Source organism: Salarchaeum japonicum (genome assembly GCF_020614395.1).
GTDB lineage: Archaea > Halobacteriota > Halobacteria > Halobacteriales > Halobacteriaceae > Salarchaeum > Salarchaeum japonicum.
The window spans coordinates 756,727-780,158 of sequence record NZ_CP085324.1 but is presented as its reverse complement, the minus strand read 5'-3'; the positions used below and the strand labels follow the sequence as shown (position 1 = coordinate 780,158).

Sequence of the window (23,432 nt, the reverse complement as noted above, 5' to 3'; positions counted from 1 at the left end):
CCTATGCGGCGCTCGCGGCCGGGAAAAAGGTCAGGGGAGGTCGACGGGCACGTCCTCGATTTCGCTCGCGGCCTTCACGGTGTTGTAGAGGAGCATCGCGCGCGTCATCGGGCCGACGCCACCGGGGACGGGCGTGATGGCGTCCGCCTTGGCTTTCGCGCTCTCGAAGTCCACGTCGCCGACGAGCCGATACCCCTTCTCGGTGTCCGCGTCCACGCGGTTGATACCCACGTCGATGACGGTCGTTCCCTCGGTGAGCATGTCGCCGTCCACGAGACCGGGGACGCCGACCGCGGCGACGACGACGTCCGCGCGCCGGGTGTGGGCGGCGAGGTCGTCCGTCCGGGAGTGACAGACGGTAACGGTGGCGTTCCCGCCTTCGCCCTTCTGGAGGAGGAGGTTCGCGAGCGGCTTCCCGACGATCTTCGACCGACCGACGACGACGACTTCCTTCCCGGCAGGGTCGATGCCCTCGGATTCGAGGAGCTTCTGGACGCCGTGGGGCGTACATGGCTTGAATCGGGGATTGCCGGCGACCAATCGACCGACGTTCTCGGGGTGGAAGCCGTCTACGTCCTTCGCGGGCGAGACGGCGGAGAGCACGCGCTCGTCCGGCACGTGGTCGGGCGTGGGGTCTTGGACGAGGATGCCGTGCACGTCGTCGCGGTCGTTCAGGTCGCTGACGGTGTCGAACAGTTCCTCGGCGGGCGCGTCCGGGTCGAGACGGACGTCCTCGGCGGCGATACCGACCTCCTCGCAGTCGCGCTGTTTCATCGAGACGTAGGTCTCGCTCGCCTGCTTGTCGTTCATCAGGACGGTGGCGAGTCGCGGCGTCACGCCGGCGTCGGTCAGGGTGTCCACGACGGCGGAGACGTCCTCGCGCACGTCGGCGGCGACGGCGTTCCCGTCGATGACGGTGGTCATGGCAGACGGTGGGCGCGCGCCACCCTTCAAATTGCTGGTTCGTGTATAGACCGAGAGAGAATAGTCGAGAGTTGTGCGCGTTCGTGGCTAGTCGTAGACGGGGTGGTCGTCGCAGAGCTCCTGGACGTCCGCGGCGACCTCGGCGTACACCTCGGCGTCGCCGATGTTGTCCACGACGCGCGCGATGCAGTCCGCGACGGTCTCCATGTCGTCGGTGTCGAACCCGCGCGTGGTGAGCGCGGGCGTGCCGGCGCGGATGCCCGAGGGGTCGAACGCGGAGCGCGTCTCGCCGGGGACGGTGTTCGCGTTCAGGACGATGCCGACCTCGTCGAGCGCCTCCTCGGCGTCGCCGCCGGACACGTCGGGGTGGGACTCGCGGAGGTCGGCGAGCACGAGGTGGGTGTCGGTGCCGCCGGAGACGAGGGAGAAGCCGTGTTCCTGGAGGCGAGCACCCAGGGCTTTCGCGTTCTGCACGACCTGCGCGGCGTACTCCGCGAACTCGGGCTGGAGCGCCTCGCCGAACCCGACGGCCTTCCCGGCGACGTTGTGCATCAGGGGGCCGCCCTGCGCGCCCGGGAACACCGCGGAGTCCACGGCGTCCGCGTACTCCTCGTCGCACATGATGATGCCGCCGCGGCCCGCGCGAATCGTCTTGTGAGTGCTGCCGGTGACGAAGTCAGCGATACCCACGGGCGAGGGGTGTTCGCCCGCCGCGACCAGGCCCGTGATGTGCGCGATGTCCGCCATGTGGTAGGCGTCTGCGGCGTCCGCGGCCGCCTGCACGGCCTCCCAGTCCACCGCGCGCGGGTACGCGGAGAACCCGGAGACGACCATGTCGGGGTCGAACTCCGCCGCGGTCTCCTGGAGGTCGTCGTAGTCGATGCGGCCCGTCTCGGGGTCGATTTCGTAGTGTTCGACCTCGTAGAGCTTCCCCGCGAAGTTCGCGGCGTGGCCGTGGCTGAGGTGGCCGCCGTGCGTCAGGTCGAGGCTGAGAATCTTGTCGCCGGGTTCGAGGACGGCGAAGTAGACGCCCATGTTCGCCGACGACCCCGAGTGCGGCTGGACGTTCACGTGGTCTGCGCCCCAGAGTTCCTTCGCGCGCTCGATGGCGAGTTCCTCCACGTCGTCCGCGTACTCACAGCCCGCGTAGTACCGGCTCCCCGGATAGCCTTCCGCGTACTTGTTCGTGAGCGCGCTCCCCTGCGCCTGGAGCACAGCCTCGCTCGCGTGGTTCTCGCTCGCTATCATCGCGAGCGTGTCCTCCTGGCGCTCGTCCTCGCCTTCGAGCGCGTCCGCGACGGCGTCGTCGACCTCCCGAACCTTGTCGTAGCGCATGCGTGAATCCCGCGCTCGCGACGGCATAAGTGTACCCACCTCCGGCAAGCGTCGAGATAATCCAATCGCGTGCTCGACAGAAATATAAGCGCGTGGACTGTATCCGACGCCGTGTTATCGCGGGAAGTCACGGCGACCGGCGTTCGCGTCGCCGACCGGGATGGCTACGCCTGCAGTGTGAACGCCGCCGAGTTCTCCCGCACACGACCCGGCGAGTTCGACGTGCCCGTGGACGCCGCGGCCGCGGGCCGCACGACGGCGTTCGACGTTCGCGCGCGAACCGTCCTCCACGAGTCCGAGCCGGCCCGCCGCCTCGCCGAGGACGGGGCGTCGGAGCTCGGCGGCGGCCCGCACGCGCTCGCGCTCCTCGGGTCGCTCGAAGTCCGCGCGCGCTTCGACGGCCCCGCCACTGTCTCCCGGGACGGCGAGCGCGTGCGCGTCGCGTTCGACGCCCCGACCCGGGTCGAGTTCGGGTTCCTCGGGCGCGCCACCGACCCCATCGGCCGCGTCAGCGCGCCACCGACCCCGCGGGGGCTGGCGGCCGCCGTCACCGCGAGCGGGGGCGCGCTCCGGACGACGAGTCCGGCGCGGGCGCGCCCGACGATGCGCCGCCACCCGCCCCGCATCGAGTTCGACCCGGACGCCGACGCGCCCGCGCGCGACGACACGCCGGACACGGGGATTCGCGTCAGCGTCCCGGACGCGGTAGGGGACGTGCTCCGCGTCGCGCCGCTCGCACACTACCTCGGCGCGACCGTCACGGTCGCGGACGCGCCCGCCCGCCTCCGCGCGCCCGCGACGAACGTGGACGAACCGCTCGAAGACGGGCGGGCGGCCCGGGTTCTGGAGCGCGCGTTCTGGCTGGACGCGCTCGCGTGGTACGGCGACCGCGACCGCCTCGACGCGCTCGACATCGACCCCGGCGTGGCCGACGCGCCGCCCACGGAGCGCCTCGCGGTCGCGCTGGACGCGCCGTTCGACGGGGTGTCGCTCCCGGAGTGGCCGCTCGCGATGTACGTCGACCCGACGCCCGACGCCCTGCGCGCGCTCCCCGGGCTCCTCCATCGGCTCGCGCACGTCCACCCGGCGGAGACGACGCCGCTCGACGGCCGGGAGCTCGTGTCGCGCACCCTCGACGACTTCTACCGGACGACGCCCGGGCCGGTGGCGGCGGTGGAGATGGAGAACCCGCGGCTCCGGTCGGGCCGCCAGCACGGCTGGCTCGCGGACGGCACGCCCATCGACGTGTTCAAGGCGGTGCCGGAGAGCTACGAGCGCCCCGGCGACCCCGTGGACGGCGACCTCTCCGTGGACGTGGTGCTGAACGACCCGGGGATGGCGCGCGAGCGCGACCGCGTCGCCGACGTGTACCGCGACCGCGCGACCGACTGCCCTATCGACGTGACGTTGCACGCCGACCTCACCACGGCGGAACTCGCCGGCGTCTTCGAGTCCGACACGGATTTCGTGCACTACATCGGGCACTGCGACGAGGACGGCCTGCTGTGCGCGGACGGCCGGCTCTCCGCGGCCTCGCTCGACGACGTGGGCGCGCGGACGTTCTTCCTGAACGCCTGCGGGTCGTACCACGAGGGCGTCCGCCTGGTCGAGCGCGGGAGCGCCGCCGGCGCGGTGACGTTCCGGAAAGTCCTGGACGAGCACGCGGCGCAGGTGGGGACGGCGTTTGCGCGCCTGCTCGTCGCCGGGTTCGACATCGAGCGCGCGCTCTCGGTCGCCCGCCGTCGCATCGTGATGGGGAAGGACTACGCGGTCGTCGGGGACGGCACGTGGTCGCTCCCGCACGCGGGCGTCCGGTCGCCGGGCGTGTTCACGGTCGAATCGACCGACGGCGGGGACGCGTACGAGGTCGCGTACGAGGGCGGCGGCGTCCGGACGCACGGCGACTACGAACCGTCGCCGTTTCCGTCCGCGCGCGCCGGCCCGTCCGGCCGCCGGGAGACCGAGACCCTGACCGCGTCGGAACTCCGCGAGGTGCTCGCTGACGCCGACGCGCCGGTGGTGTTCGACGGCGAGTTCGTCTGGTCGAATGCGGCCGTCTCACGGCTCTAAATTACTTTACTCGCGACCAGTATCGAGTAAATTATATATGATGGCGACCCTTACCTGAGGGCATGGCAGCCCAGAACCTACTCGGCGCGACCGTCTCGGAGGTCGTCGTCGCGATTCTCGACGAGGAACCCTCGGAGCTCTACGTCCGAAACCCGTCCGCGGACGTCATCGAGGCCTTCGTCGACGCGGCGACCGAGACGGACGCCGACCTCCCGTCGGTACGCCTCGTCGCCGCGGAACGCCTCCTCAAGGACACGATGGACGACTTCATCGTCGCGAGCAACACCGCCGACCTCGTCGAGGCGGACGTACTCTCGCTCCGCACGACCGAGGAACCGCCGCGGAGTTCGACGTTCGTCACGAACGACCGCGTCGTCTCCCTCGTTGACGCGGGGAGCGAGACCGGCGGGCTGACGACGGACGACGACTCGTTCGTCGCGGACGTGCTCGACGCCGCCGAGGCCGACTGGGAGTCCGCGGACGAGTTCTCCCTCCGCACGCCCGGCATCAGTCGCGTCGAGCGCACGCTCACCGAGGAAATCGGGAGCGAGGTCGAACAGGACTTCGAGTCCGCGCTCGCCGCGATGGAGACCGCGCGCGGCGACGACGACAGCATCGACGAGGTCACGCTCAGCCTGCTCGTCGCGGCGAAGAACCGCGTGCTCCTCTACGACATCTCGAAGTGGGGCGAGGACGTGGGTATCGCGTCGAAGGCGACGTTCAGCCGCACGAAGACGAAGCTCGAAGACCTCGGGCTCATCGACACGGAGAAGGTTCCCATCGACGTGGGGCGTCCGCGTCTCCGCTTGAAGTTCGCGGACGAGCGCCTGCAGGACGCGAAGCCGAGCGAACTCGCGTCCGTCGCGCAGACCATCCTCGCGTAATCCGCCACGTCTTTCTTCTCGCTCTCTGTTCGCGTAGCCATGAGTGACATCGTCGCGGTCGTCGGGAGCGGGTCGGCCGCGGACGCCGTCCGATCCGCGCTCGCGGACGCGGACGCCGCCGTGGAGGACGCGGACGTATCGGGGGGCGCGGACGCCGACCTCGCCGTCGTCGTCGGTCTCGCCGGAAGCGAGGGGTTCGCGGCCGCGAACCGAACCATCGAGGGGCCGTGGCTGGCGGTCGAGGTCGGCGGTCTCGGCGGGTACGCGCTCGCGGACGTGGACGCCGCTGTCTCGGGGTTCTGGCCGGACGACGGCTGTTTCGCGTGCCTGCGCTCGCGGGTCGCGGCGAACGACCCCGAGGTCGCGGACGCGCCGAGCGCCGACCGGAGCACGGCAAGGTTCGCGGGCGCGCTCGCGGGCCGACTCGCGGTTCGCGCGCTCGCCGGCGAGTCGTTCGGCGGGCACGTCGTCGAGGCTCCGCACACCCGGCGGTCGTTCCTCCCGGTGCCGACGTGTCCCGTCTGCGGCGGCGAACGCACGCACGAGTTCGACTGGGGTGGCGAGTCGCGGAGCGTGGAGGCGGCGGCGGACGCGGCGGCGCGCGCGGTGGACGACCGCGTGGGCGCGGTGGCGGCGGTCGGCGAGCGCGAGTCGTACCCCGCGCCGTACTACCTCGCGCAGGTGAGCGACACGAGCGCGTTCAGCGACGCGACCGCCGCACGGCAGGCCGCTGGCGTCGCCACCGACTGGAACGAGGCGTACGTGAAGGCCGTCGGGGAGGCGCTGGAGCGGTACGCCGCGGGCGTCTACCGGTCGTCGGCGTTCGAGACGGCGATGCCGACGCATCCCGACGCCGTACCGCCGAGCGAGTTCGTGCTCCCGGACGGCGCGCCGACGCCCGACCCGGACGACGCCCTCCAGTGGGTGCGCGGCGAACGCCTCGACGCTGACGAGGACGCCCTGCTCCCCGCGGAGTTCGTGCAGTTCCCGCCGCACGAGGAACGGTATCGCGACTCGATTACGACCGGCCTCGGACTCGGGAACACCGCCGAGGAAGCCGTGCTCTCCGGCCTGTACGAGGTCGTGGAGCGGGACGCGGCGATGCTCGCGTGGTACTCGACGTACGACCCGCTCGGCCTCGCCGTCGAGGACGACGCGTACGACGAACTCGCGAAGCGCGCGCGGAGCGAGGGCCTCGACGCGACCGCGTTCTTGCTGACGCAGGACGTGGACGTGCCCGTCGTCGGCGTCGCCGTCACCCGCGAGGAGTGGCCGCGGTTCGCGCTCGGGTCGAGCGCCAGCCTCGACCCGGACGCGGCCGCCCGGGGCGCGCTCGAAGAGGCCGTCCAGAACTGGATGGAACTCCGAGCGATGGGTCGGGAGACCGCCGCCCAGCAGGAGGGCGCTATCGGCGCGTACGCCGACTACCCCGGTCGCGTTCGCGACTTCGTCACTCCCGAAACGGTCGTTCCGACGGACTCCGTCGGCCCCGATAGGGTTCCCGGGGACGAACTCGACGCCGTCGTGGCTCGGCTGGCGGACGCCGACCTCGACGCCTACGCCGCCCGCCTCACCACCCGCGACGTAGACGCGCTCGGCTTCGAGGCCGCGCGCGTCCTCGTCCCCGACGCCCAGCCGCTGTTCGTCGCCGACGCCTACTTCGGCGAGCGCGCCGAATCCGTCCCCGAATCTCTCGGGTTCAGTCCCGACCTGGAGAAGTCCTACCACCCGTTCCCCTGACTACGGTCGCCACCGGTCGCATCGAACTCGAAACCCGCGAGAGCGACTAGCGCGACACGCTCCCGCGGACGTGCCCGACGCCATCAAATAGGTCGGAACGAGAACAGCAGCAGAAGCATCCGTCGAGCGAGCGGGTCGAAGAACCCGGTAGCGAGGCGGTTCACCGCGAACGCTCCGCGTTCGCGGCTTTTTTCGTGGAGGGTTTTTGCAGTGAGTGGGTCGCGATAGCGACCCCGAACTGGAAAACCGTCCGTCTACATGTACATGCGGTCGTCGGGGCGCTGGGAGTCGTCGATGTCTTCGACGCGGGCGTTGAGTTCGGCGTAGTAGTCGCGGACTTGTTTCGCGAACTGCTGGAGGGGTTCGGTGTCGAGGTCGAGGTCGTAGACGGCGTCGAGGGCGTCGAGGAGGCGGAGGCTGGCTTCCACGTCCGGGACTTCGGCGTGGACGGGCGTGACGTAGGTGGCGGCGGCGAGGTCTGTGTCGATGGCGTGTTCGAGGATGCCGGCGTTGACGCCGTCGAGGAAGCCGGAGCCCATCGGCGGGATGTCGCGGTCGGTGAGGCGTTTCTCGTGGTAGTCGGGGGTGGCGATGTAGAAGGTGCGGTGGTCGTCGGGGCCGTGCGCGAGCGGGATGCCCGCGGGGACGGCGATTTCCTGCACGCCGTTCTCGGCGGTCCAGTCCGTGATGGCGGTGGTGAGGGCGTCCGCGGCGAGCTGGGGGACGTAGAGTTCGCCCGTGAGGACGGTGATGTCGAGGTCGTCCCGGGAGAAAAAGCGGGTGTGGTGTCGGGGGTGGCCGTTCTCGAAGGGCGTGATGGACGGGAGGGAATCGACGGTGATGTGGCCGGTCTCGTGGAGGTCGAGGCGGTCGACGAGGTAATCGACGGCGGTGAGGCCGGCGAGCCCGAAACTGGAGAAACCGGCGACGAGGACGCCGCTCGGGTCGGTCTCGTGCGTGATTGAGAAGTCGGGTTCGTCGTGCGTGAGGGGGTCGGCGGCGAAGCGGTTCGCGTCCGTCATGTCTGAGTCTACTTCGGGGAGGGGCTTAGAGATTGTCTCGGTGGGCAACGGTTTAGGGGGCCGGCGTCGTGCGTCCCGTATGGTCTTGGAGGGCGTGGTGTCGCTCGACTGGTGGGGACGCGAAGAGTGGAACCTCCTGTCCGCGATCGTCGTCATCGTCGCCGGCTGGTACGCGGGGAAACTCCTCGTGCGCGTGCTCGGGCGGCGGGTGGCGCGGCGGTTCCAGCGCCCGAGCGTCACCCGCACCATCCTGCGGTCGCTCCGCGTCGGGTCGCTCCTCGTCGGCGTGTTCGCCGCGATGGGCTTCCTCGGACTGGAACTCGGCGACCTCGTGCTCTCCGTCACGGTGTTCTCCGCGGTGCTCGGTCTCGTGCTCGCGCCCATTGTCGGGAGCGTCATCAACGGCGTGTTCGTGCTCGCCGACCAACCGTACGAAATCGGCGACCTCGTGGAAATCACGGACACGGGCGAGCGCGGGTTCGTGGAGGACATCACGCTCCGCTACACGAAGGTGTTCACGCTCGACAACACGTTCCTCGTGGTGCCGAACGGGACGATGCGCGAGCGCGACATCATCAACTACTCCGCCGAGGACGAGCGCACGCGACTCTCGCTCACGGTCGGCGTGACGTACGAGGGCGACCTGGACGAAGCCCGCCGACTCATCGAGACGGCCGCCGCCGAGGTGGACGAAGTCATCTCGGGCGGCCCCGGCGTCCGCATCGGGAGCGCGCGCTACCCCGCGAAGCCGACGTGTTACATCGACGAGTACGGCGACAGTTCGGTGAACCTCACGCTCCGGTACTGGGCGCGCGAACCCTACAAACTCCTCTCCGTTCGCTCCGCAGTCCAGGAGAAGGTCTGGGAGAAACTCCAGGAGACGGACTCCGTGACAATCGCGTACCCGCACCGCCACCTCGTGTTCGACGACGCGCGCGAGGGGGTTGACGCGGCCGTCAGCGACCGGGAACGCTGATGAGTTCGCAGTCGAGTTCGCCCCGGAGGAAGGACTCGATGTCGGGCGTGCCGAACAGCCGCCGGAGGGTGCGCCGCCACCGCGGCATCTGCTTGTGGCCGATGACGACCACGTCCGCGTCCTCGCCCGCGACCTCGTCGAGGATGGCCTGTTCGACGAGGAAGCTCCGGCGGACGACGTACCGCGCGAAGTCGAGCGGGCCGAACGCGCGCTCGACCGCGTGCTTGAGGGCGGTTCGCGTGACCCGCCGGTCGTCCTGATAGAGGTTCACGTGGAGGACGGTGAGGTCTGCGTCGCGCTCGCGCGCCTCCTCGATAGCCGCCTCCAGGGTTCCTTTCGAGTGTTCCGTGAGCGGGTAGCGAACCGGAACCACGACGAGTGCCATACGGACGCGTACACTCGGGGGGCCTAAGCCTCCTTCGTCGGACGCCGCCGCACCCGCCCCTCCACGTCGGGGTCGATACCGAACGCGCGGGCGTACGCCGCGAGCACCTCGTACTGGGTGTCGAGCGTTCCCGTCCGGTGGTCGTGGTCGAGCAGCGGGAACTCGTGGTCGGTGTGGAAGATGTAGTCGTTCGTCGCCACCGTGTACGAGGCGTCGGGGTCGAGCGGGTCGCCGCCGACCGTGACCTCCGCGAGTTCCTCGCGGGTCGTGTCCCAGACGAGTTCGACGCCGCTGACGTGGGAGTGCCACCAGTCGGCCTCCCCGAACCCGACGGTCGCGCCGTGGGATTGGCGGAGGACGGTGCGGAGTTCCTCGCCGGTGAGTTCCGCGACCGCGACGGGTTCGTCGAAGGGAACGACGGAGACGAGGTCGGCAACGGTTACGTCGCCGTCGAGCGCCGGCCCGGAGCGGATGCCGCCGCTGTTCTGGAGGCCCACGTCCGCGTCGCCGGCCCACCGATAGGCGTCCGCGACGAAGTTCCCGATGCGGCTCTCCCCGCGGAACGTCGTCGCCTCGGAGCGCTCGATGGGGTCGGCGACGTGCGCGACGACCTCGTCCAGCGCGGCGTCCGACTCGCGCTCGCGGAGCGCGCCCGCGACCGACTCGTTCACGCCGAAGTCCGCGACGCGGTGCCGGGTGACCGCGGGGTCGCGGCCGAGTTCGACCTCGTAGACGACCTCGCCGTTCACGCCCGGGCGCGTGAGGAGCGTGCCCTCGATGCGCTCCTGGAGTTCCGTGTGGACGTGCCCGCCGAGCACCACGTCCACGTCCGTCTCGACCGCGAGTTCCTGGTCGCCGTTCCCGAGGTGGCTGAGGACGACGACGTGCTCCGCGCCCGCGGCACGGAGTTCCGCCTCGGCCTCACGAACCGCCGCAATCGGGTCTTCGAACGTCACCGCGCCCGCGTTCGGGTTGATGGAGGGCGTCTTCGGGTCGGTGACGCCCGTCACGCCGACGGTAGTGCCGGCGCGGTCGATGGTGAGCCACGGCACGACGCCCTCGTCCGCCGCGAACCGCTCGCCGTCCTCGCGGACGTTCGCGCTCACCCACGTCTGCGGGGACGCCGCGACCACTCGACGCGTCGCCTCGACGCCGTAGTCGAAGTCGTGGTTCCCGAACGTCTCCACGTCCGTCCCCGCCGCCTCGAAGAAATCCACGGCCTGCATTCCCTCGGTCACGAGCGGCAGCACGCCCGGCGACGTGTTGTCGCCCGTCCCCGCGACCACGGTGTCGTCGCCGGCGAGTTCGCGGAGCGCGCCCGCGAGCCGCCCGATTCGCTCGGGGTCGTCGTGGGCGTTCTCCACGTCCGAGTAATGGAGGAAACGAAGACTCATTACGTAAGTCGAACGGGGAGACAAATATAGGCCTGTCGTCAGGAGTGCTGTACATCAAATACGTGACGAACCCGCGGAGTCCGGCCGAAAGCTCTCACGGCGGCTTGTAAGTCGAAGAGGTGTTCGTCTCGCTTGCTGTCGAAACAGCAGTCTCGATCTCTTGCAGTTCCGGGAGTGTCCCGTCTCTATCAACCGTTGCAATGGTTCTCCCGTCAACTGCTACGCGAACAGTCGTGTAGTTTGCGGGGATCTTCGTCGTTCCGACCACAGTTGTTCCGACAGTGCAATCCGGTTCGGCACTACCAGATGTCTCGGGGGATGCCGACTGCGTGCGGAGGTTGATTACGTACTCGTCGTTCGGCATCGAATCGACGCTCCAGTTCAAGGACGTTTCCGTCCCATGCACGACAGTTACGTTGAATGAGACATCGTATCCGCGTTCGTCCGCGGTAGTGTACAGCCACCCATCGTATTCCGACGTGTTACCGAGACAATACTGTCCAGTAGAGCTTACGACCAATCCGTCCGACGGCGGCGACACGCTGTCCGCGGACGGAGCAGGCTGCGGAGCCACAAACGCACCAACGACACCCCCGACAACGAGGGCGGTGAGGACTGTGGCGATCAGCATTACGTTCCGTTCCATGGCGAGCTACTGTGTTGATGCTGCAAGAGTGATCGCACCGGCTCCGACCTTCTGAATCAGGTTTCTCCGATTCATGTTCCCAATTTAATTGATTATACTACACATATCTTTTCATTAGCTTCGTGTATAGATATAGGAGGTAAGCAGAAGGATGAAGCCTCCGCTGACTGAAAACACAGTATGACCGAGCGTGTCATTACGAACGGAGACGGCGAAACGCTCTACGTCGCCGAGGACGAGGGCGAACGCGGCGAGAAAGCGCCCTTCCTCGCCGTCTACCGCGACCGTGACAGAACCCGGAAGTACGGCTGGTACTGCCTCAACTGCGAAACCCTCGACAACGCCATGGACTCCATGGGCCGCATCCAGTGCAACGACTGCGGCAACCTCCGCAAACCCGACGAATGGGATGCGGCGCATGAGTGAAGTCCACGACTTCGCTCACGCGCCTGGCTCCCCCTCGTTCGACTCACGGCTGCGCCGCTCGTCCGTTCGGCGGCCTCCGGCCGCCTGTTCGCTCGTTCACGAGAAGGCGGCAGGGTAGCGTCTCGCGGTAGCGGTGCGGTCTTTTTCCCTCCAGGTTTTTCGAGACGAGGCGCTCCGCGCCTCGTCTCCAAAAAGGTGGGGCGGCAAAGCTTATCACACCCGCCCCTGTAGGATGTGGTAGATGGTGTCACACATCGGCCCACCGTCTGAGGAAGCCAAGTCGATCTTCGCCGACCTCGGGTACAGCGTCGCGGGCGACGGCGCGACGTTCACCGCGGCCCGGGATTGGAAGGAGGTCGAGGTGCTCGCGGTCACGGACGACGTAGACACGCCGTCGGGCGACCGGATGCGTTGTTTCGTGACGTGGAAAGACTACGTTCCCGACCTCGGAGACCTGCTCGACCGAGCCGCACCCGACTACGACTACGCGGTTATCGGCGTCGAGGAGGACGGCGAGTACGAGGTCGCGCGAGCGCCCTCAGAGTGAGTCGCGGGCCGCGTCGATGCCGCCCGCGGGGTCGACGTCCGCGCCGAGGCTGTCGAGGGCGTCGGCGAGCGCGGTGAGGAGGAACGCGACGTTCTTTTCGCGCGCGCCGTGTCCCATACAGCCGATTCTGAATATTTCGCCATCGAGGTCGCCGAGTCCGCCGGCGATTTCGAGGTCGTAGTGGTCGCGGAGATAGTCGATGACGCCCGTGTCGGTGACGCCGTCGGGGACGCGGACGGCGTTCAGGCTGGGGAGCCAGTAGTCGTCGTCGGGTTCGAGTTCGAGACCCATCGCTTCGACGCCGGATTTGAGCGCGCCGGCGACGCGGCGGTGGCGCGCCCAGCGCTCCTCGATACCTTCCTCGGCGACGAGGCGGAGGGCTTCGCGGAGCGCGTACACGTTCGTGACGGGCGCGGTGTGGTGGTAGGCGCGTTCGTCGCCCCAGTAGCCTTCGAGGAGGGAGAGGTCGAGGTACCACGAGCGCGACGGGGTGTCTCGGGAGAGGACTTTGTCCATCGCGTCGTCGTTGAGCGTGAGCGGGCTCGCGCCGGGCGGACACGACAGGCACTTCTGGGGGCCGGCGTACGCGGCGTCGATGTTCCAGTCGTCCACGCGGAGTTCGACGCCGCCGAGCGACGTGACCGTGTCCGCGACGACGAGCGCGTCGTGGCTGTGCGCGATACGGGTGAGTTCCGGCACCTGTGGTTGGCGGACGCCCGTGGAGGTTTCGGCGTGCACGAACCCGAACACGTCGGGCTGGTGGGCGTCGAACGCGTCCTGCACGTCCGCGGGGTCGAGCGGTTCGCCCCACGGCGCGTCCACGTGCACGACCTCGCCGCCCGCGCGCCGCGCCATCTCCGCCATCCGCCCGCCGAAGTAGCCGTTCGTCGGGACGAGCATCGTCTCGCCGGGTTCGACGAGGTTGCCGATTGCGGCCTCCATCGCGGCGCTCCCCGTTCCGGAGACGGGGAGCGTCCACTCGTTCTCGGTGCGAAAGGCGTACCGGAGGAGGTCTTGGGTCTCGTCCATGATGTCCACGAACGCGGGGTCGAGGTGGCCGACGAGCGGCGTGCTCATCGCCCGCAACACGCGCGGGTGGACGGGGCTCGGCCCCGGCCCCAGCAGGGTGCGGTCGGGCGGCGTCAGTTCGCCGACCCCGGGTGGGTTTTCCATACGTCCGCGTACCGACAGCGCGTCTAAAAGCGTTCACGTTCCGGCGACGGCGGCTACGAGGGGTCGTCGAGCGCGCGCTCGACGCGGTCGGCGACCGAGTCCGCGTCCCCGGCGTGCCGGTCGAGGCCGACCGCGAACCCCCGGGTCTCGGAGACCGTGTAGTTCAGTTCGATGCCGTCCTCGAAGAACCGGGCGGTGCACTCGAAGTCGCCGTGCACGGGCTGGAAGAGGTCGCGGAGGTACGTGCTCTGTAACGCCTCCATCCGCGTCTCCTCCGCGATTCGTTCCATCCGGTCGTCCGCGTACCCTGATTCCACGTCCTCGCGAACGTAGAGGTCTTCGTAGCCGTCCGCGTCGTACCGCGTCACGGAGCGGAGCGCGTCACCGAACTCGCGACGCAAGCGTTCGACGACTGTGTCGGCGTCACTCATGTACTATCCACTGTATAGCCGTTCTACCACCCTCCCCCTTAGCGACTTGGTATCGTGTCGAGTGGTTCGGGGTGTGGCGGCCGCCGCGTTTTATTCGCCCGCCGTCGCAACGCCCCGTATGGGCATCATCGAACAGACTGTCTCCGAGTTCCTCGACGGCGTCGTCGGCGCGCTCCCGAAGGTCGCGTCCGGCGTCGTCTTCCTCGTGCTCGCCGCGGTTCTCGTCCAGCTCGTCGGATACGTCGTGAAGGCCTTCCTCCGCCGGGTGTTCGACGACCAGCCGCTGTACGTCACGTTCTGCTGGACCGTCATCGCCGTCTTCCTCTGGTTCGGCGTCGTCCTCGGTTTCCTCGCCATCGTCGGCCTGAACGACATCGCCGCCGCGCTCGGCACCGCCTCCGGCTTCCTCGCGCTCGGCGTGTCGTACGCGCTCTCCGGAATGATAGCGGACGCCGTCGCGGGCATCTACCTCCTCCGCGACCCCGACTTCAACCCCGGCGACACCGTCACCGCCGGCGACACCACCGGCACCGTCGAGGAGATAGAACTCCGGAAGACCCGAATCAGCGTGGACGGCGACACCGTCGTGCGCGCGAACGCCGAAATCGAGAAGAAGTGGACGAAGCGCGCGAGCGAGCACGACACCGAGTAGACTGCTGGGGGCGGCATCCTTATTCCGCTGGCCGAAGAAAGAACGAGTATGAGTACGACTGCCGAGTCCGGCGGCGACGGCGCGCCGGTCACGGTCACCGAGGAAGCGGCCTCGCAGGCCATCAACCTCCTCGAAAGCGAAGGCCTCGACACGGACATCGCTGGACTCCGCCTGTTCGTCCAGCAGGGCGGCTGTGCGGGCCTCTCCTACGGGATGCGGTTCGACGACGAACCCGAGGGCGACGACACCATCACCGAGCACCACGGGCTTCGCGTGTTCGTCGATCCGAGTAGCCTGAAGTACATCGAGGGAAGCGAACTCGACTACGAGAACGGCCTGCAGGCCGCGGGCTTCCACGTCGAGAACCCGAACGTCGAAGCCGAATGCGGCTGCGGCGAGTCCTTCCGAACTTAGTCGAGCGCGAACGCGACTTCGACTTCCGCCTGGTACTCTCGATTCTCGACGCTCCCGACTTCGACGCCCTGCTCGACGACCTCCACCCAGGAGACGTTGTCGAGGGTCTCCTCGGCGCGGTCGATTGCGTTGTCCACTGCGGCTTCGAAACTCTCCTCGCTCCGCCCGATGAGGGTGATTTTCTTGTACACCATACGCGGAGGTGGGCGGGAGAGCCGGAAAAAACTATCCGCCGCTGAGGTAGCGTTCGCGAACCGCGCTCGCCACGTCCGCGAGGTACGCGGTTCCCCAGATGGCGACGATGACGCCGCCGAGCGTGTTGTACACGAGGTCTTTGATGGTGTCTTCGAGGCCGTACTGGGTGAGGACGGAACCGCCCTGTCCGAGCGCGTTCCCCGCCTGACTGAGCGCGAACTCCAGGACTTCCCAGAGCACGCCGAACGCGAGGACGACGAGGAGGATGAGCGCGAACGAGAAACGGGGCGGGAACTCGATGTCGTCGCTGTGTTCGTCCACGGCGCGCGTGAACGCGTAGCCCGCGCCGGCGACGAGCGACGAGGAGAGCGCGTGCGTGACGTGATCCCACCACGCGACGTTCCGGTAGGGGCCGAGCGTGCCGACCGCGTGCAGGAACGCGGCGAGCGTCATCCAGAGGACGAGCCCGGAGTCCATCGGGAGGTTGTAGTCTCGCTCCAGGAGCGCGGGGACGTACGTCACGCCGAGCGCGACCGCGCCGTTCACGACGATCCCGGGGTTCCCGCGGTCGACGCCGACGAAGACGATGCCGACGAGGGAGAGCTGCATCGCGCGCGTGATTCGGCGCTGGGTCGTCTCGCTCACGCCGAGGGCGTCCCGGAGTTTCATTCGCCCGCCTCCTCGATGTCGAGCGTTTCTTCGACGCCCTCGGGGAGGCGGAGGTGGGCGTTCGCGCGCCGCCGGAAGTACCGCTCGAACACGACGCCGGCGAGGATGCCGACGACGGTGGCGGCGACGAAGTCCCACATCAGGGCGTCCAGCGCGGCCTGTTCGACGGCGGGCGGGACGGAGAGCGCGGTCGGCCCGGTGAAGGTGGTGCCGACGAACACGTCCGACAGCCAGAGCAGGGTGTCAGCCGCGCCGCCGTTCGCGACCTGCGCGGGAATCTCGGGGGATTCGGTGTAGAGGAAGTGCGTGCCGAAGAACACGTCCGAGAGCCACTGGCCGACGGCGAGCACGCCCGCGGTGGCGAGCGTGGAGAGCACGACGAACAGCACGGCGAACCACTCGGTCATCCGGACGGCGGTGAACACGTCGAGTTCGACGGCGACGACGAGCGCGAGCGCCGCGACGGAGAGGTAGGTCGCGAGGTCGACGACGAACGGCGTGTAGAGGAGGGCGCGCGCGAGGTCGGGGACGACGGCGAGCGCGAGCACCTCCCACGGCAACATCACGCGGGGGTTTCGGTAGGCGAGGGGCGGGACGACGGCGAGCGCGGTGATGACGAGCGTGACGCCGACCCACACCCAGTCGCGGTCGAGCGCGCTCTCCACGGCGACGAGCGCGACGAACCCGACCAGTATCCAGGCGAGCGCGGCGTTCAGCTCTCGGTCTTCGAGGAACGACTCCAGTTGTCCCGACTGACTCATCACGCGTGCTTGGAGTCCCCCGGTTACCAAACTTTGGGGGTCAGGCGGCGACGTACGCGACGGCGTACGCGAGTCCCGCCACGGTGACCGCGGCCAAGCCCGTGACGGCGGCGGTCGGCGGCGAGGGAAGGCGGCGCTTCCAGTCGGGGACGACGCCGACGAACCCGACGGCGAGCACGCTGAACACGAACTGGTAGGAAGTGTCGAGGGTCGGCGGCGCGATGACGAACGCGGCGAGCGCGTACGCCGCGCCGCCCGCCGCGCGGACGTTCAGGTGTCGCCACGGCGAGCGCTCGGTGAGATGGAGGTAAGTGAGGACGCCGAGCCAGATGGCGGCGAGTTCGACGCCGAACGCGCCGAGCAGGTGGAGGGTGGGGTCGGCGGCGAGCGCGACCCGGCCGTCGAACACGAGGTTCGAGAACGGGTAGAAGAACGCCGGGGCGTCGCCCGTGAACAGGTCGCCGAACGGATGCGTGACGAGGCCGGCGAGCGCGACCGCCGCGACCTCCCGCGGGCCGAGGGCGAGACGGCGCGCGGCGAACACGGCGACGAGCGCGCCCGCGGCGACGTACACGGTCATGACGAACGCGCCGAGCAGCCCGCTCGCGACGGCGGCGACGCCGACGAGCGCGAGCAGGACGGGCGCGGCGAGCCACCTGTTTCGAGCGTCGTGGGCGGCGAGCGCGAACCCGAGGGCGGCGGGGACGGCGAGGACGAGCGAGTGCGTCATCGCGCGATGGACGACGGTGGACGCGCCCCAGAAGGCGTTCGCGGCGGCGAACGCGCCCGCGGAGTCGAGGCCGAGCAGGCCGGCGGGCGCGTACACCATGTCCACGTCGGGGACGGCGGCGAACGCGCCCGCGGCGACGCCGAGCGCGAGCGCCTCCGGTCGCGAGCGGCCGAGTCGGAGGGCCGCGAGGGCGACGAGGGCGAACGCGAGCATCTCGTGGCCGACGAACATAGCTAGCGAGAGTAGGTTCGGAAATATAAGTTCGCCGTCGAACCCGACTACTCGTCGCGGAACCGGGCGTCCACGCTGGCGGCGTGGCCTTCGAGGCCTTCGGCGTTCGCGAGCGTCGTCACGGTGTCCCGGATGTCGCCGAGGGAGTCGCGGTCGAGGCGCTGGACGGTGGTCGCGCGGAGGAACGTGTCCACGCTGAGGCCGCCGGTGACCTTCGCCCGACCGTTCGTCGGGAGGACGTGGTTCGTGCCGGTGGCGTAGTCGCCGGCCGCGACGGGCGTGTACGGCCCGAGGAAGACGCTTCCCGCGTTCGTGATGCGGTCGAGGATGTCCTCGTCGTCGGCGGCCTGAATCGAGAGGTGTTCGGCCGCGTACTCCTCCGCGAACAGCACGGCCTCGCTCTGCGAGCGCGCGACGAACACGCCGCTCGCATCGCCCTGCAAGCACTCCTCGATGATGTCCGCGCGCTCGCGCTCGCCGAGGCGGGCGTCGATTTCCCCGCAGACGGCGTCCGCGGTTGCTTCGTCGTCCGTGACGACGACGACGGACGCGTTCGGGTCGTGTTCGGCCTGCGCGAGCGCGTCCGCCGCGACCAGCGCCGGGTCGGCGGTGTCGTCCGCGAGCACCAGAACCTCGCTCGGTCCGGCGAGGAAGTCGATTTCGACCTCGCCCCGAACCTCGGCCTTCGCCGCGGTCACCCACTTATTTCCGGGACCGACGACGAGCTGGACGGAGTTGACGGTCTCCGTGCCGTACGCGAGCGCGCCGACGGCCTGCGCGCCCCCGACCGCGTACACGGTGTCCGCGCCCGCCGCGTGAATCGCCGCGAGCGTCACCGGGTTCATCTCGTCCGCGGGCGGCGTCGCCACCGCCACCTGCTCCACGCCCGCCACCTTCGCCGGCACGACGCCCATGATGGCCGACGACGGGTAGGCCGCCGCGCCGCCGGGGACGTAGACGCCAGCGCGCTCGATGGGGCGGAACCGCCGGCCGAGTTCGCGGCCGTCGAACGCCTCGCGCCAGTCATCGGGAACCTGGGCCTCGTGGAACTCGCGGACGTTCTCGACGGCGTCGTCGATGGCCTGCCGGGTGTCGTCGTCGAGGTCGTCGTACGCGCGCTCGGCCGCGTCGGTCACGTCGAGGTTCCCCACGTCGGTGTCGTCGAACTCGCGCGCGAACTCGCGGAGCGCCGCGTCGCCCTCCGCGCGAACCCGCGAGAGGATATCGCGAACGTCCCCGCGAACCGCCTCCACGCCCGCGTCGCGTTCGAAGAGCGCGCGGCGTCGCTCGGGGCCGAGCTCGGCGACGCGCTCCGGGTCGAGAGTCATACCTGAATCGAGGGCCGCGAGACGTGAAAACCGTTCGCCTCACCGCCGCCGCAGCACCGCGAACACGGCGGGCGTCGCGCCCCACCGCCGCTCGAACGCGGCCTCCTCCGCGTGGACGAACTCCCAGCGTTCGGCGGGGAAGCGCTCGCGGAGTTCCGGGACGCTCACGCCGTACACGTCGCGGTCGTCCTGCCGGCGGTCGCCGAGCACGCAGTAGAGACCATCAGATTCGAAGACGGCGTCGAGTTCCCGGACGAACGCGTCGCGCTCGCGGTCGCCGAGCACGTGGAACATCGCGGAGTCGAGGACGCCAGACTCCACCAGTCGAACGAACGGCCGCTGCGGCCGCCCGATGTCCCAGTTCGGCACGCCCGCGTACGCCGCGTCGTACACCCGACCCAGCGGCCGCTCAACGCCCGCGCTCACCGCGTCCGCCACCCGTTCATACAGGGCGTTCGACGGACGGCCCCGTAGCCGTTCCGACGCGCGCTACCCACGAGACTTTTAGAGCAGCGCGAACCAGGTCAATAATATGAGGTCTCCGATACGACGCGCGGCCCTCGTCGGCTGCGTCGCCCTCCTCCTCGTCACCGCCGGCTGTAGCGGCGGGACGCCCACCAGCGTCACCGAGACGACCGCACCGACGACCAGCGCCGCGACGACCGGAACGACAGGGAACGTCAGCGCGGAGCAGTACCCGCCGGGGGTCGCGGCGAACGGGACGCTCGTGAACGTCTCCGTCCTCCTCGACGCGCACGCCGCCGCGACGGCAAACGAACCGACGGTGCTCACGCAGCGGTGGACGAACGCGGACGAGACCGTCGTTCGGAGCTACGCGCGCGGCGCGAACCGGACGCCGTACTACAGCACGTTCGAGCGCACCGCCGACGGCGAGCGCGTCACCGAGGCGTTCTACGGGACGGACGCGCGCGAGTACGTGCGGGTCACCGCGGACGAAGAGACGTTCTACAGCGTCGTGCAGGACTCATTCACCAATACTCGCGCGTGGACGAACGACGACGTGTTCGAACCACGGTCCGCGCTCCATCTGCTCCTCGCCGGCGGGAACTACAGCGTCAACGGAACCGTCGAACGCGGCGGCCGGACGTTCGTCCAGTTCACCGCCGACGAGCCGTCGCCCGCTAACGGACTGTACGACGCCTACGAGGGAACGGTGCTCGTCACCCCCGACGGCGTCGTCCACGACATCGACGCCGCGACGACCGTGAACTCCGACGGCGAGACGGTGCGCACCGAGCACTCGATAGCGCTCGACGCCGACGCGGAGTGGAGCGGGCCGCCGTCCTGGGTCGGGGACGTTCCGCACCTCTCGCTGTCGATAGTCGCGGACGGCCACGCGGTCGAACTCCGGAACACCGGCGGCGGTGCGCTCCCGGCGAACACGACGCTCCGCGTCGGCGCGTCCACCGACCCCGTCTGGGGCTCTAATCCCTCGGCGCGCGCCGGTGACGTGGCGGGCACCGTCACCACGAACGCCCGCCTCGAACCCGGCGACGCAGTCTACGTGACCGCGACCGAGAACGGGACGTCCTTCTCGCTCCACGACGACCCGGCCCGCGGCGACTACACGTTCGGGTTCGCCGGCGTCTCCGGGACGCAACAGAACGTCACGTATCGACTGGTGACGGGTATCAAAAACGCGACGGCCGACTGAGAAGCCCGTCGCTCTCGCGTAGAATGTCGCCCGCAACACTAACGACCGGCGTCATCCCGAGGCGGCGTGCCGCGTCGGCCGGGAAACCCTCGTGGCGGGCGAGCGATGGACGCTACCCCGGAGCCGTACTCGCCGGCCCCGAAACCGTTCCGCGGTCGCTTGCGCGACAGGTGTTTTGCACGCCGGGGTTCTCCAGTCGTCATCGCACCCTGGTAGGCTGGCTCGGGTGGGGACAAACGGCGCGCACCCGGGATAGGGCGGGCGTGGCTAAGAGGGCTACGCCTTCGCTTCTTCGAGGAGCGCGTACACCTGTTCGCGGGTCTCGCAGACGCCGCAGACGCACTCGGCGCGCCCGGCCTCGACGAGTTCGTCCATCGCGGTGGCGGCGTCCGCCTCGGAGATGCGGGCTTCGTCCGCAATCTCGCTCGGGGAGAGGGGGCCGCGGTTCGCGAGCACCACGCGGGCGAGTTTCGCGTGACAGGACAGGCTCGCATCGTCGCTCATACCCCGAGATTGCCGATGCCCGCCAAAAACCCTTGGCAAACCGGCGAACGCGGACGCGACGCCGCGACGGAAACGGATTAGGCGGTCGCGGGTGGAGACTGAGACGTGACCGAACCCACGATAGCGGTGTTGCGCGCGGACACCCACGGCCTGTCGTCGCGCAAGTACGCGGACGCCCTCGAAGCGCGACTCCCCGACCACGAGATCCGGTACGCGGCGACCCCGCGGGCGGAACGCGAGGCGGTCGCGGACGCCGAGATAGTGACCGGAACCGGCATCGACACCGACCTGCTTGACGCCGCCCGCGACATCGAGTTGTTCGCGTGCGCGTACGCGGGCTACAACCACCTTCCGATGGACGCCCTGCGCGAGCGCGGCGTCGCGGTGACGAACGGCGCGGGCATCCACGCGCCCGGCATCGCCGAGCAAGTCCTGGGCTATCTGTTGACGTTCGCGCGGAATCTCCAGCAGGGCTTCCGGCAGTCCGAGCGCGGCGAGTGGCGGCACTACAAGGCCCACGGCGAACTCACGGACGCGACCGTCACCATCGTCGGACTGGGCGCTATCGGCACCGAGGTCGAACAGCGCCTCCGCGGGTTCGGCGCGCACACAATCGGCGTCCGGTACACGCCCGAGAAGGGCGGGCCGACGGACGAAGTCGTCGGGTTCGACCCCGCGGACGTGCACGACGCGTTCGCGCGAAGCGACTACGTCGTGCTCGCGTGCCCGCTCACCGAGACCACGGCGGGCCTCGTGGACGCGGCGGCGTTCGAGACGCTCGAACCCGACGCCGTCCTGGTGAACGTCGCGCGCGGCGGCGTCGTGGAGACGGACGCGCTCGTGGACGCGCTCCGCGGCGAGAGCATTCGCGGGGCGGCGCTCGACGTGACCGACCCCGAACCGCTCCCGCCCGACCACGTGCTCTGGACGCTCGACAACTGCCTCGTCACGCCGCACAACGCCGGCCACACGCCACAGCACTGGACGCGGCTCGCGGACATCCTCGCGGAGAACGTCCGGCGTCTCGACGCCGGTGAAGAACTGAAGAACCGCGTGGACTAGAGCCAGCCGTCGCGCGCGAGCAGTTCGCCGTTCAGCACGCTCGCACCCGCCGCGCCGCGGATGGTGTTGTGCGCGAGCGTGTTGTACTGAATCCCGCTCTCCGTCTGCTGGACGCCGCCCGCCGCGACCGCCATCCCGCCGCCGAGCATCCGGTCGAGACGCGGCTGCGGCCGGTCGGGCTCCTCGAACACGTGAATCAGGGGGTCGGGCGCGCTCGGCAAGTCCTGGGAGGCCGCGTCCTCGAAGGCGTCCACGACCGCTTCGACGGTCGGGTCGTCGTCGAGTTCCGCCCAGACGTTCTCCAGGTGGCCGTCGAGCGTGGGGACGCGGTTGCAGGACGCGGAGACGTCCACGTCGTGCCAGTCCACTTCCGCGCCCGTGAACTCGCCGAGGAGCTTCCGGGACTCGGACTCCATCTTCGACTCCTCGCCGCCGATGTGGGGGAGGACGTTGTCGAGGATTTCCATCGACGTGACGCCCGAGTAGCCCGCGCCGGACACCGCCTGGAGGGTGGCGACGTGCACCGTGTCGAGGCCGAACGCGTCCAGCGCCGCGAGCGTCGGCACCATCGTGATGGTGGAGCAGTTCGGGTTCTTCACGAGCGCGCCGTCCCAGCCGCGCTCGTCGCGCTGCACCTCGATGAGGTCGAGGTGGTCGGCGTTCACTTCGGGGATGACGAGCGGCACGTCGTCCGCGGTGCGCTCGTTCGAGGAGTTCGAGGACACCACGTAGCCCGCCTCACAGAAGCCGTGTTCGACGCGTTCCGCGACCGACGACGGGAGCGAGGAGAAGAGGAGGTCGACGTCGTCCGGAATCGCGTCCGGGTCGGTCTCCCGGACTTCGAGGGTCGCCACGTCCTCGGGAATCGGCGTGTCCACCCGCCACTTCGCCGCCTCCCGGTACGTGTCGCCCGCGGACTCGGGGCTCGCGGTGACGGTCGTCAGCTCGAACTCGTCGTGCTCGGAGAGCAACTGGATGAATCGCTGTCCGACGGCACCAGTCGCTCCGAGTACGCCTACGTTTACCATACCCTCCCTTAGTCGGGAGGCCGTTCAAAGCGCTTCGGTTGCGGGGAAAACTACTGTCGCTTGTGCGTGATGTAGCCCGCGATGCGGTTGCGGACTTCCTTCGACTCGATGTTCGTCAGTTCCACGACGGCGTCCTTGTTGTGCTCGAAGTCCTCGCGGCTGAACGCGTCGGGGTATCGCTCCATGAGGATGTTCCCCGTCTTCTTGACGTAGTCGGGCTTGATGGCCAT

At 69.3% G+C, this 23,432-nt stretch carries 27 protein-coding genes; 10 read left to right on the top strand and 17 right to left on the bottom strand.

What is annotated here, in order from left to right; translation table 11 throughout:
* Window positions 1-30 precede the first annotated feature (30 nt).
* Both LI334_RS04450 and glyA read right to left on the bottom strand, forming a co-directional pair.
* Complete coding sequence (locus LI334_RS04450) at window positions 31-924, bottom strand: tetrahydrofolate dehydrogenase/cyclohydrolase catalytic domain-containing protein (RefSeq protein WP_227261971.1); 894 nt, start codon at window positions 922-924, stop codon at window positions 31-33.
* 87 nt (window positions 925-1,011) lie between these two features.
* Entirely contained in the window at window positions 1,012-2,259 is a 1,248-nt protein-coding gene (gene glyA / locus LI334_RS04445) for a serine hydroxymethyltransferase (protein ID WP_227261970.1), read from the bottom strand.
* 111 nt (window positions 2,260-2,370) lie between these two features.
* On the opposite strand from glyA, the gene LI334_RS04440 reads away from it, so the two are divergent.
* From LI334_RS04440 to LI334_RS04430, 3 genes are all read left to right on the top strand, one after another.
* Complete coding sequence (locus LI334_RS04440; RefSeq protein ID WP_227261969.1) at window positions 2,371-4,329, top strand: CHAT domain-containing protein; 1,959 nt, start codon at window positions 2,371-2,373, stop codon at window positions 4,327-4,329.
* 62 nt (window positions 4,330-4,391) lie between these two features.
* The gene (gene tbsP, locus LI334_RS04435; protein ID WP_227261968.1) at window positions 4,392-5,213 is read left to right on the top strand and encodes a transcriptional regulator TbsP; all 822 of its coding nucleotides are present in this window, start codon (window positions 4,392-4,394) and stop codon (window positions 5,211-5,213) included.
* Between the two features lie 39 nt (window positions 5,214-5,252).
* Window positions 5,253-6,953, top strand: coding sequence for a YcaO-like family protein (locus LI334_RS04430; protein ID WP_227261967.1), 1,701 nt, complete (start codon window positions 5,253-5,255; stop codon window positions 6,951-6,953).
* Window positions 6,954-7,207: 254 nt separating this feature from the next.
* Here LI334_RS04430 and LI334_RS04425 read toward each other — a convergent pair whose 3' ends face one another.
* Entirely contained in the window at window positions 7,208-7,975 is a 768-nt protein-coding gene (locus tag LI334_RS04425; RefSeq protein ID WP_227261966.1) for a proteasome assembly chaperone family protein, read from the bottom strand.
* 79 nt (window positions 7,976-8,054) lie between these two features.
* Here LI334_RS04425 and LI334_RS04420 point away from each other — a divergent pair, with 79 nt between their 5' ends.
* On the top strand, window positions 8,055-8,951 hold the full coding sequence (locus LI334_RS04420) for a mechanosensitive ion channel family protein (RefSeq protein WP_227261965.1): 897 nt from the start codon (window positions 8,055-8,057) through the stop codon (window positions 8,949-8,951).
* On the opposite strand, the gene LI334_RS04415 is transcribed toward LI334_RS04420, so the two are convergent.
* From LI334_RS04415 to LI334_RS04405, 3 genes are all read right to left on the bottom strand, one after another.
* Window positions 8,932-9,336: a universal stress protein gene (locus tag LI334_RS04415; RefSeq protein WP_227261964.1), complete on the bottom strand. Its 405-nt coding sequence runs from the start codon at window positions 9,334-9,336 to the stop codon at window positions 8,932-8,934. The genes LI334_RS04420 and LI334_RS04415 overlap by 20 nt on opposite strands.
* 23 nt (window positions 9,337-9,359) lie before the next feature.
* Window positions 9,360-10,730 (bottom strand): bifunctional metallophosphatase/5'-nucleotidase, encoded by a 1,371-nt coding sequence (locus LI334_RS04410; RefSeq protein ID WP_227261963.1) that lies wholly within the window; start codon window positions 10,728-10,730, stop codon window positions 9,360-9,362.
* 94 nt (window positions 10,731-10,824) lie between these two features.
* Window positions 10,825-11,376 carry a hypothetical protein gene (locus LI334_RS04405; RefSeq protein WP_227261962.1) on the bottom strand — a complete coding sequence of 184 codons (552 nt, stop codon included), beginning with the start codon at window positions 11,374-11,376 and terminating at the stop codon, window positions 10,825-10,827.
* 180 nt (window positions 11,377-11,556) lie between these two features.
* Between LI334_RS04405 and LI334_RS04400 the strand changes: the two genes are divergently transcribed.
* Window positions 11,557-11,802, top strand: a complete 246-nt coding sequence (locus LI334_RS04400; RefSeq protein WP_227261961.1) for a DUF5816 domain-containing protein — start codon at window positions 11,557-11,559, stop codon at window positions 11,800-11,802.
* Window positions 11,803-12,043: 241 nt separating this feature from the next.
* Window positions 12,044-12,349: a DUF7116 family protein gene (locus tag LI334_RS04395; protein WP_227261960.1), complete on the top strand. Its 306-nt coding sequence runs from the start codon at window positions 12,044-12,046 to the stop codon at window positions 12,347-12,349.
* Here LI334_RS04395 and LI334_RS04390 read toward each other — a convergent pair.
* The gene (locus LI334_RS04390; protein ID WP_227261959.1) at window positions 12,341-13,522 is read right to left on the bottom strand and encodes a pyridoxal-phosphate-dependent aminotransferase family protein; all 1,182 of its coding nucleotides are present in this window, start codon (window positions 13,520-13,522) and stop codon (window positions 12,341-12,343) included. The two genes, LI334_RS04395 and LI334_RS04390, sit on opposite strands and share 9 nt — an antisense overlap.
* A 53-nt stretch (window positions 13,523-13,575) precedes the next feature.
* Entirely contained in the window at window positions 13,576-13,953 is a 378-nt protein-coding gene (locus LI334_RS04385) for a DUF7522 family protein (RefSeq protein ID WP_227261958.1), read from the bottom strand.
* A 118-nt stretch (window positions 13,954-14,071) separates the two neighbouring features.
* Here LI334_RS04385 and LI334_RS04380 point away from each other — a divergent pair, with 118 nt between their 5' ends.
* Both LI334_RS04380 and LI334_RS04375 read left to right on the top strand, forming a co-directional pair.
* Window positions 14,072-14,605: a mechanosensitive ion channel domain-containing protein gene (locus LI334_RS04380; protein WP_227261957.1), complete on the top strand. Its 534-nt coding sequence runs from the start codon at window positions 14,072-14,074 to the stop codon at window positions 14,603-14,605.
* Between the two features lie 48 nt (window positions 14,606-14,653).
* Window positions 14,654-15,019 (top strand): HesB/IscA family protein, encoded by a 366-nt coding sequence (locus tag LI334_RS04375; protein WP_227261956.1) that lies wholly within the window; start codon window positions 14,654-14,656, stop codon window positions 15,017-15,019.
* On the opposite strand, the gene LI334_RS04370 is transcribed toward LI334_RS04375, so the two are convergent.
* The 6 genes from LI334_RS04370 to LI334_RS04345 form a co-directional block, all read right to left on the bottom strand.
* Window positions 15,016-15,213 carry a dodecin gene (locus tag LI334_RS04370; protein WP_227261955.1) on the bottom strand — a complete coding sequence of 66 codons (198 nt, stop codon included), beginning with the start codon at window positions 15,211-15,213 and terminating at the stop codon, window positions 15,016-15,018. The two genes, LI334_RS04375 and LI334_RS04370, sit on opposite strands and share 4 nt — an antisense overlap.
* A gap of 31 nt (window positions 15,214-15,244) precedes the next feature.
* On the bottom strand, window positions 15,245-15,883 hold the full coding sequence (locus tag LI334_RS04365) for a hypothetical protein (RefSeq protein WP_227261954.1): 639 nt from the start codon (window positions 15,881-15,883) through the stop codon (window positions 15,245-15,247).
* A complete protein-coding gene (locus tag LI334_RS04360) occupies window positions 15,880-16,521 on the bottom strand; it encodes a hypothetical protein (protein ID WP_406675876.1) in 642 nt (213 codons plus the stop codon). The genes LI334_RS04365 and LI334_RS04360 overlap by 4 nt, the downstream gene beginning before the upstream one ends.
* Window positions 16,522-16,684: 163 nt before the next feature.
* Entirely contained in the window at window positions 16,685-17,605 is a 921-nt protein-coding gene (locus tag LI334_RS04355; RefSeq protein ID WP_227261952.1) for a metal-dependent hydrolase, read from the bottom strand.
* Between the two features lie 47 nt (window positions 17,606-17,652).
* A complete protein-coding gene (hisD, locus tag LI334_RS04350; protein WP_227261951.1) occupies window positions 17,653-18,933 on the bottom strand; it encodes a histidinol dehydrogenase in 1,281 nt (426 codons plus the stop codon).
* A 39-nt stretch (window positions 18,934-18,972) separates the two neighbouring features.
* Window positions 18,973-19,359: a hypothetical protein gene (locus LI334_RS04345; protein ID WP_227261950.1), complete on the bottom strand. Its 387-nt coding sequence runs from the start codon at window positions 19,357-19,359 to the stop codon at window positions 18,973-18,975.
* A gap of 106 nt (window positions 19,360-19,465) precedes the next feature.
* On the opposite strand from LI334_RS04345, the gene LI334_RS04340 reads away from it, so the two are divergent.
* A complete protein-coding gene (locus tag LI334_RS04340) occupies window positions 19,466-20,608 on the top strand; it encodes a DUF7537 family lipoprotein (protein WP_227261949.1) in 1,143 nt (380 codons plus the stop codon).
* A 276-nt stretch (window positions 20,609-20,884) separates the two neighbouring features.
* Here the strand turns inward: LI334_RS04340 and LI334_RS04335 are convergent, their stop codons facing one another.
* Window positions 20,885-21,112 (bottom strand): hypothetical protein, encoded by a 228-nt coding sequence (locus LI334_RS04335; RefSeq protein ID WP_227261948.1) that lies wholly within the window; start codon window positions 21,110-21,112, stop codon window positions 20,885-20,887.
* Between the two features lie 105 nt (window positions 21,113-21,217).
* On the opposite strand from LI334_RS04335, the gene LI334_RS04330 reads away from it, so the two are divergent.
* On the top strand, window positions 21,218-22,174 hold the full coding sequence (locus LI334_RS04330; protein ID WP_227261947.1) for a D-2-hydroxyacid dehydrogenase: 957 nt from the start codon (window positions 21,218-21,220) through the stop codon (window positions 22,172-22,174).
* On the opposite strand, the gene asd is transcribed toward LI334_RS04330, so the two are convergent.
* Together asd and LI334_RS04320 are read right to left on the bottom strand one after the other, a co-directional pair.
* Window positions 22,171-23,202, bottom strand: a complete 1,032-nt coding sequence (gene asd, locus LI334_RS04325) for an aspartate-semialdehyde dehydrogenase (protein ID WP_227261946.1) — start codon at window positions 23,200-23,202, stop codon at window positions 22,171-22,173. The two genes, LI334_RS04330 and asd, sit on opposite strands and share 4 nt — an antisense overlap.
* A gap of 50 nt (window positions 23,203-23,252) precedes the next feature.
* Window positions 23,253-23,432 carry a 30S ribosomal protein S17e gene (locus tag LI334_RS04320; protein WP_145848469.1) on the bottom strand — a complete coding sequence of 60 codons (180 nt, stop codon included), beginning with the start codon at window positions 23,430-23,432 and terminating at the stop codon, window positions 23,253-23,255.

What these genes read in the sequence shown, in the direction of transcription:
- LI334_RS04380 (WP_227261957.1), top strand. Translation starts at nt 14,072, where the DNA reads ATGGGCATCATCGAACAGACTGTCTCCGAGTTCCTCGACGGCGTCGTC.
- LI334_RS04425 (WP_227261966.1), bottom strand. Translation starts at nt 7,975, where the DNA reads ATGACGGACGCGAACCGCTTCGCCGCCGACCCCCTCACGCACGACGAA.
- tbsP (WP_227261968.1), top strand. Translation starts at nt 4,392, where the DNA reads ATGGCAGCCCAGAACCTACTCGGCGCGACCGTCTCGGAGGTCGTCGTC.
- glyA (WP_227261970.1), bottom strand. Translation starts at nt 2,259, where the DNA reads ATGCGCTACGACAAGGTTCGGGAGGTCGACGACGCCGTCGCGGACGCG.
- LI334_RS04430 (WP_227261967.1), top strand. Translation starts at nt 5,253, where the DNA reads ATGAGTGACATCGTCGCGGTCGTCGGGAGCGGGTCGGCCGCGGACGCC.
- LI334_RS04385 (WP_227261958.1), bottom strand. Translation starts at nt 13,953, where the DNA reads ATGAGTGACGCCGACACAGTCGTCGAACGCTTGCGTCGCGAGTTCGGT.
- LI334_RS04420 (WP_227261965.1), top strand. Translation starts at nt 8,055, where the DNA reads ATGGTCTTGGAGGGCGTGGTGTCGCTCGACTGGTGGGGACGCGAAGAG.
- LI334_RS04395 (WP_227261960.1), top strand. Translation starts at nt 12,044, where the DNA reads ATGGTGTCACACATCGGCCCACCGTCTGAGGAAGCCAAGTCGATCTTC.
- LI334_RS04320 (WP_145848469.1), bottom strand. Translation starts at nt 23,432, where the DNA reads ATGGCCATCAAGCCCGACTACGTCAAGAAGACGGGGAACATCCTCATG.
- LI334_RS04415 (WP_227261964.1), bottom strand. Translation starts at nt 9,336, where the DNA reads ATGGCACTCGTCGTGGTTCCGGTTCGCTACCCGCTCACGGAACACTCG.
- LI334_RS04410 (WP_227261963.1), bottom strand. Translation starts at nt 10,730, where the DNA reads ATGAGTCTTCGTTTCCTCCATTACTCGGACGTGGAGAACGCCCACGAC.
- LI334_RS04335 (WP_227261948.1), bottom strand. Translation starts at nt 21,112, where the DNA reads ATGAGCGACGATGCGAGCCTGTCCTGTCACGCGAAACTCGCCCGCGTG.
- LI334_RS04450 (WP_227261971.1), bottom strand. Translation starts at nt 924, where the DNA reads ATGACCACCGTCATCGACGGGAACGCCGTCGCCGCCGACGTGCGCGAG.
- LI334_RS04365 (WP_227261954.1), bottom strand. Translation starts at nt 15,883, where the DNA reads ATGAAACTCCGGGACGCCCTCGGCGTGAGCGAGACGACCCAGCGCCGA.
- LI334_RS04390 (WP_227261959.1), bottom strand. Translation starts at nt 13,522, where the DNA reads ATGGAAAACCCACCCGGGGTCGGCGAACTGACGCCGCCCGACCGCACC.
- LI334_RS04400 (WP_227261961.1), top strand. Translation starts at nt 11,557, where the DNA reads ATGACCGAGCGTGTCATTACGAACGGAGACGGCGAAACGCTCTACGTC.
- LI334_RS04340 (WP_227261949.1), top strand. Translation starts at nt 19,466, where the DNA reads ATGAGGTCTCCGATACGACGCGCGGCCCTCGTCGGCTGCGTCGCCCTC.
- LI334_RS04370 (WP_227261955.1), bottom strand. Translation starts at nt 15,213, where the DNA reads ATGGTGTACAAGAAAATCACCCTCATCGGGCGGAGCGAGGAGAGTTTC.
- LI334_RS04405 (WP_227261962.1), bottom strand. Translation starts at nt 11,376, where the DNA reads ATGGAACGGAACGTAATGCTGATCGCCACAGTCCTCACCGCCCTCGTT.
- asd (WP_227261946.1), bottom strand. Translation starts at nt 23,202, where the DNA reads ATGGTAAACGTAGGCGTACTCGGAGCGACTGGTGCCGTCGGACAGCGA.
- LI334_RS04355 (WP_227261952.1), bottom strand. Translation starts at nt 17,605, where the DNA reads ATGTTCGTCGGCCACGAGATGCTCGCGTTCGCCCTCGTCGCCCTCGCG.
- LI334_RS04375 (WP_227261956.1), top strand. Translation starts at nt 14,654, where the DNA reads ATGAGTACGACTGCCGAGTCCGGCGGCGACGGCGCGCCGGTCACGGTC.
- hisD (WP_227261951.1), bottom strand. Translation starts at nt 18,933, where the DNA reads ATGACTCTCGACCCGGAGCGCGTCGCCGAGCTCGGCCCCGAGCGACGC.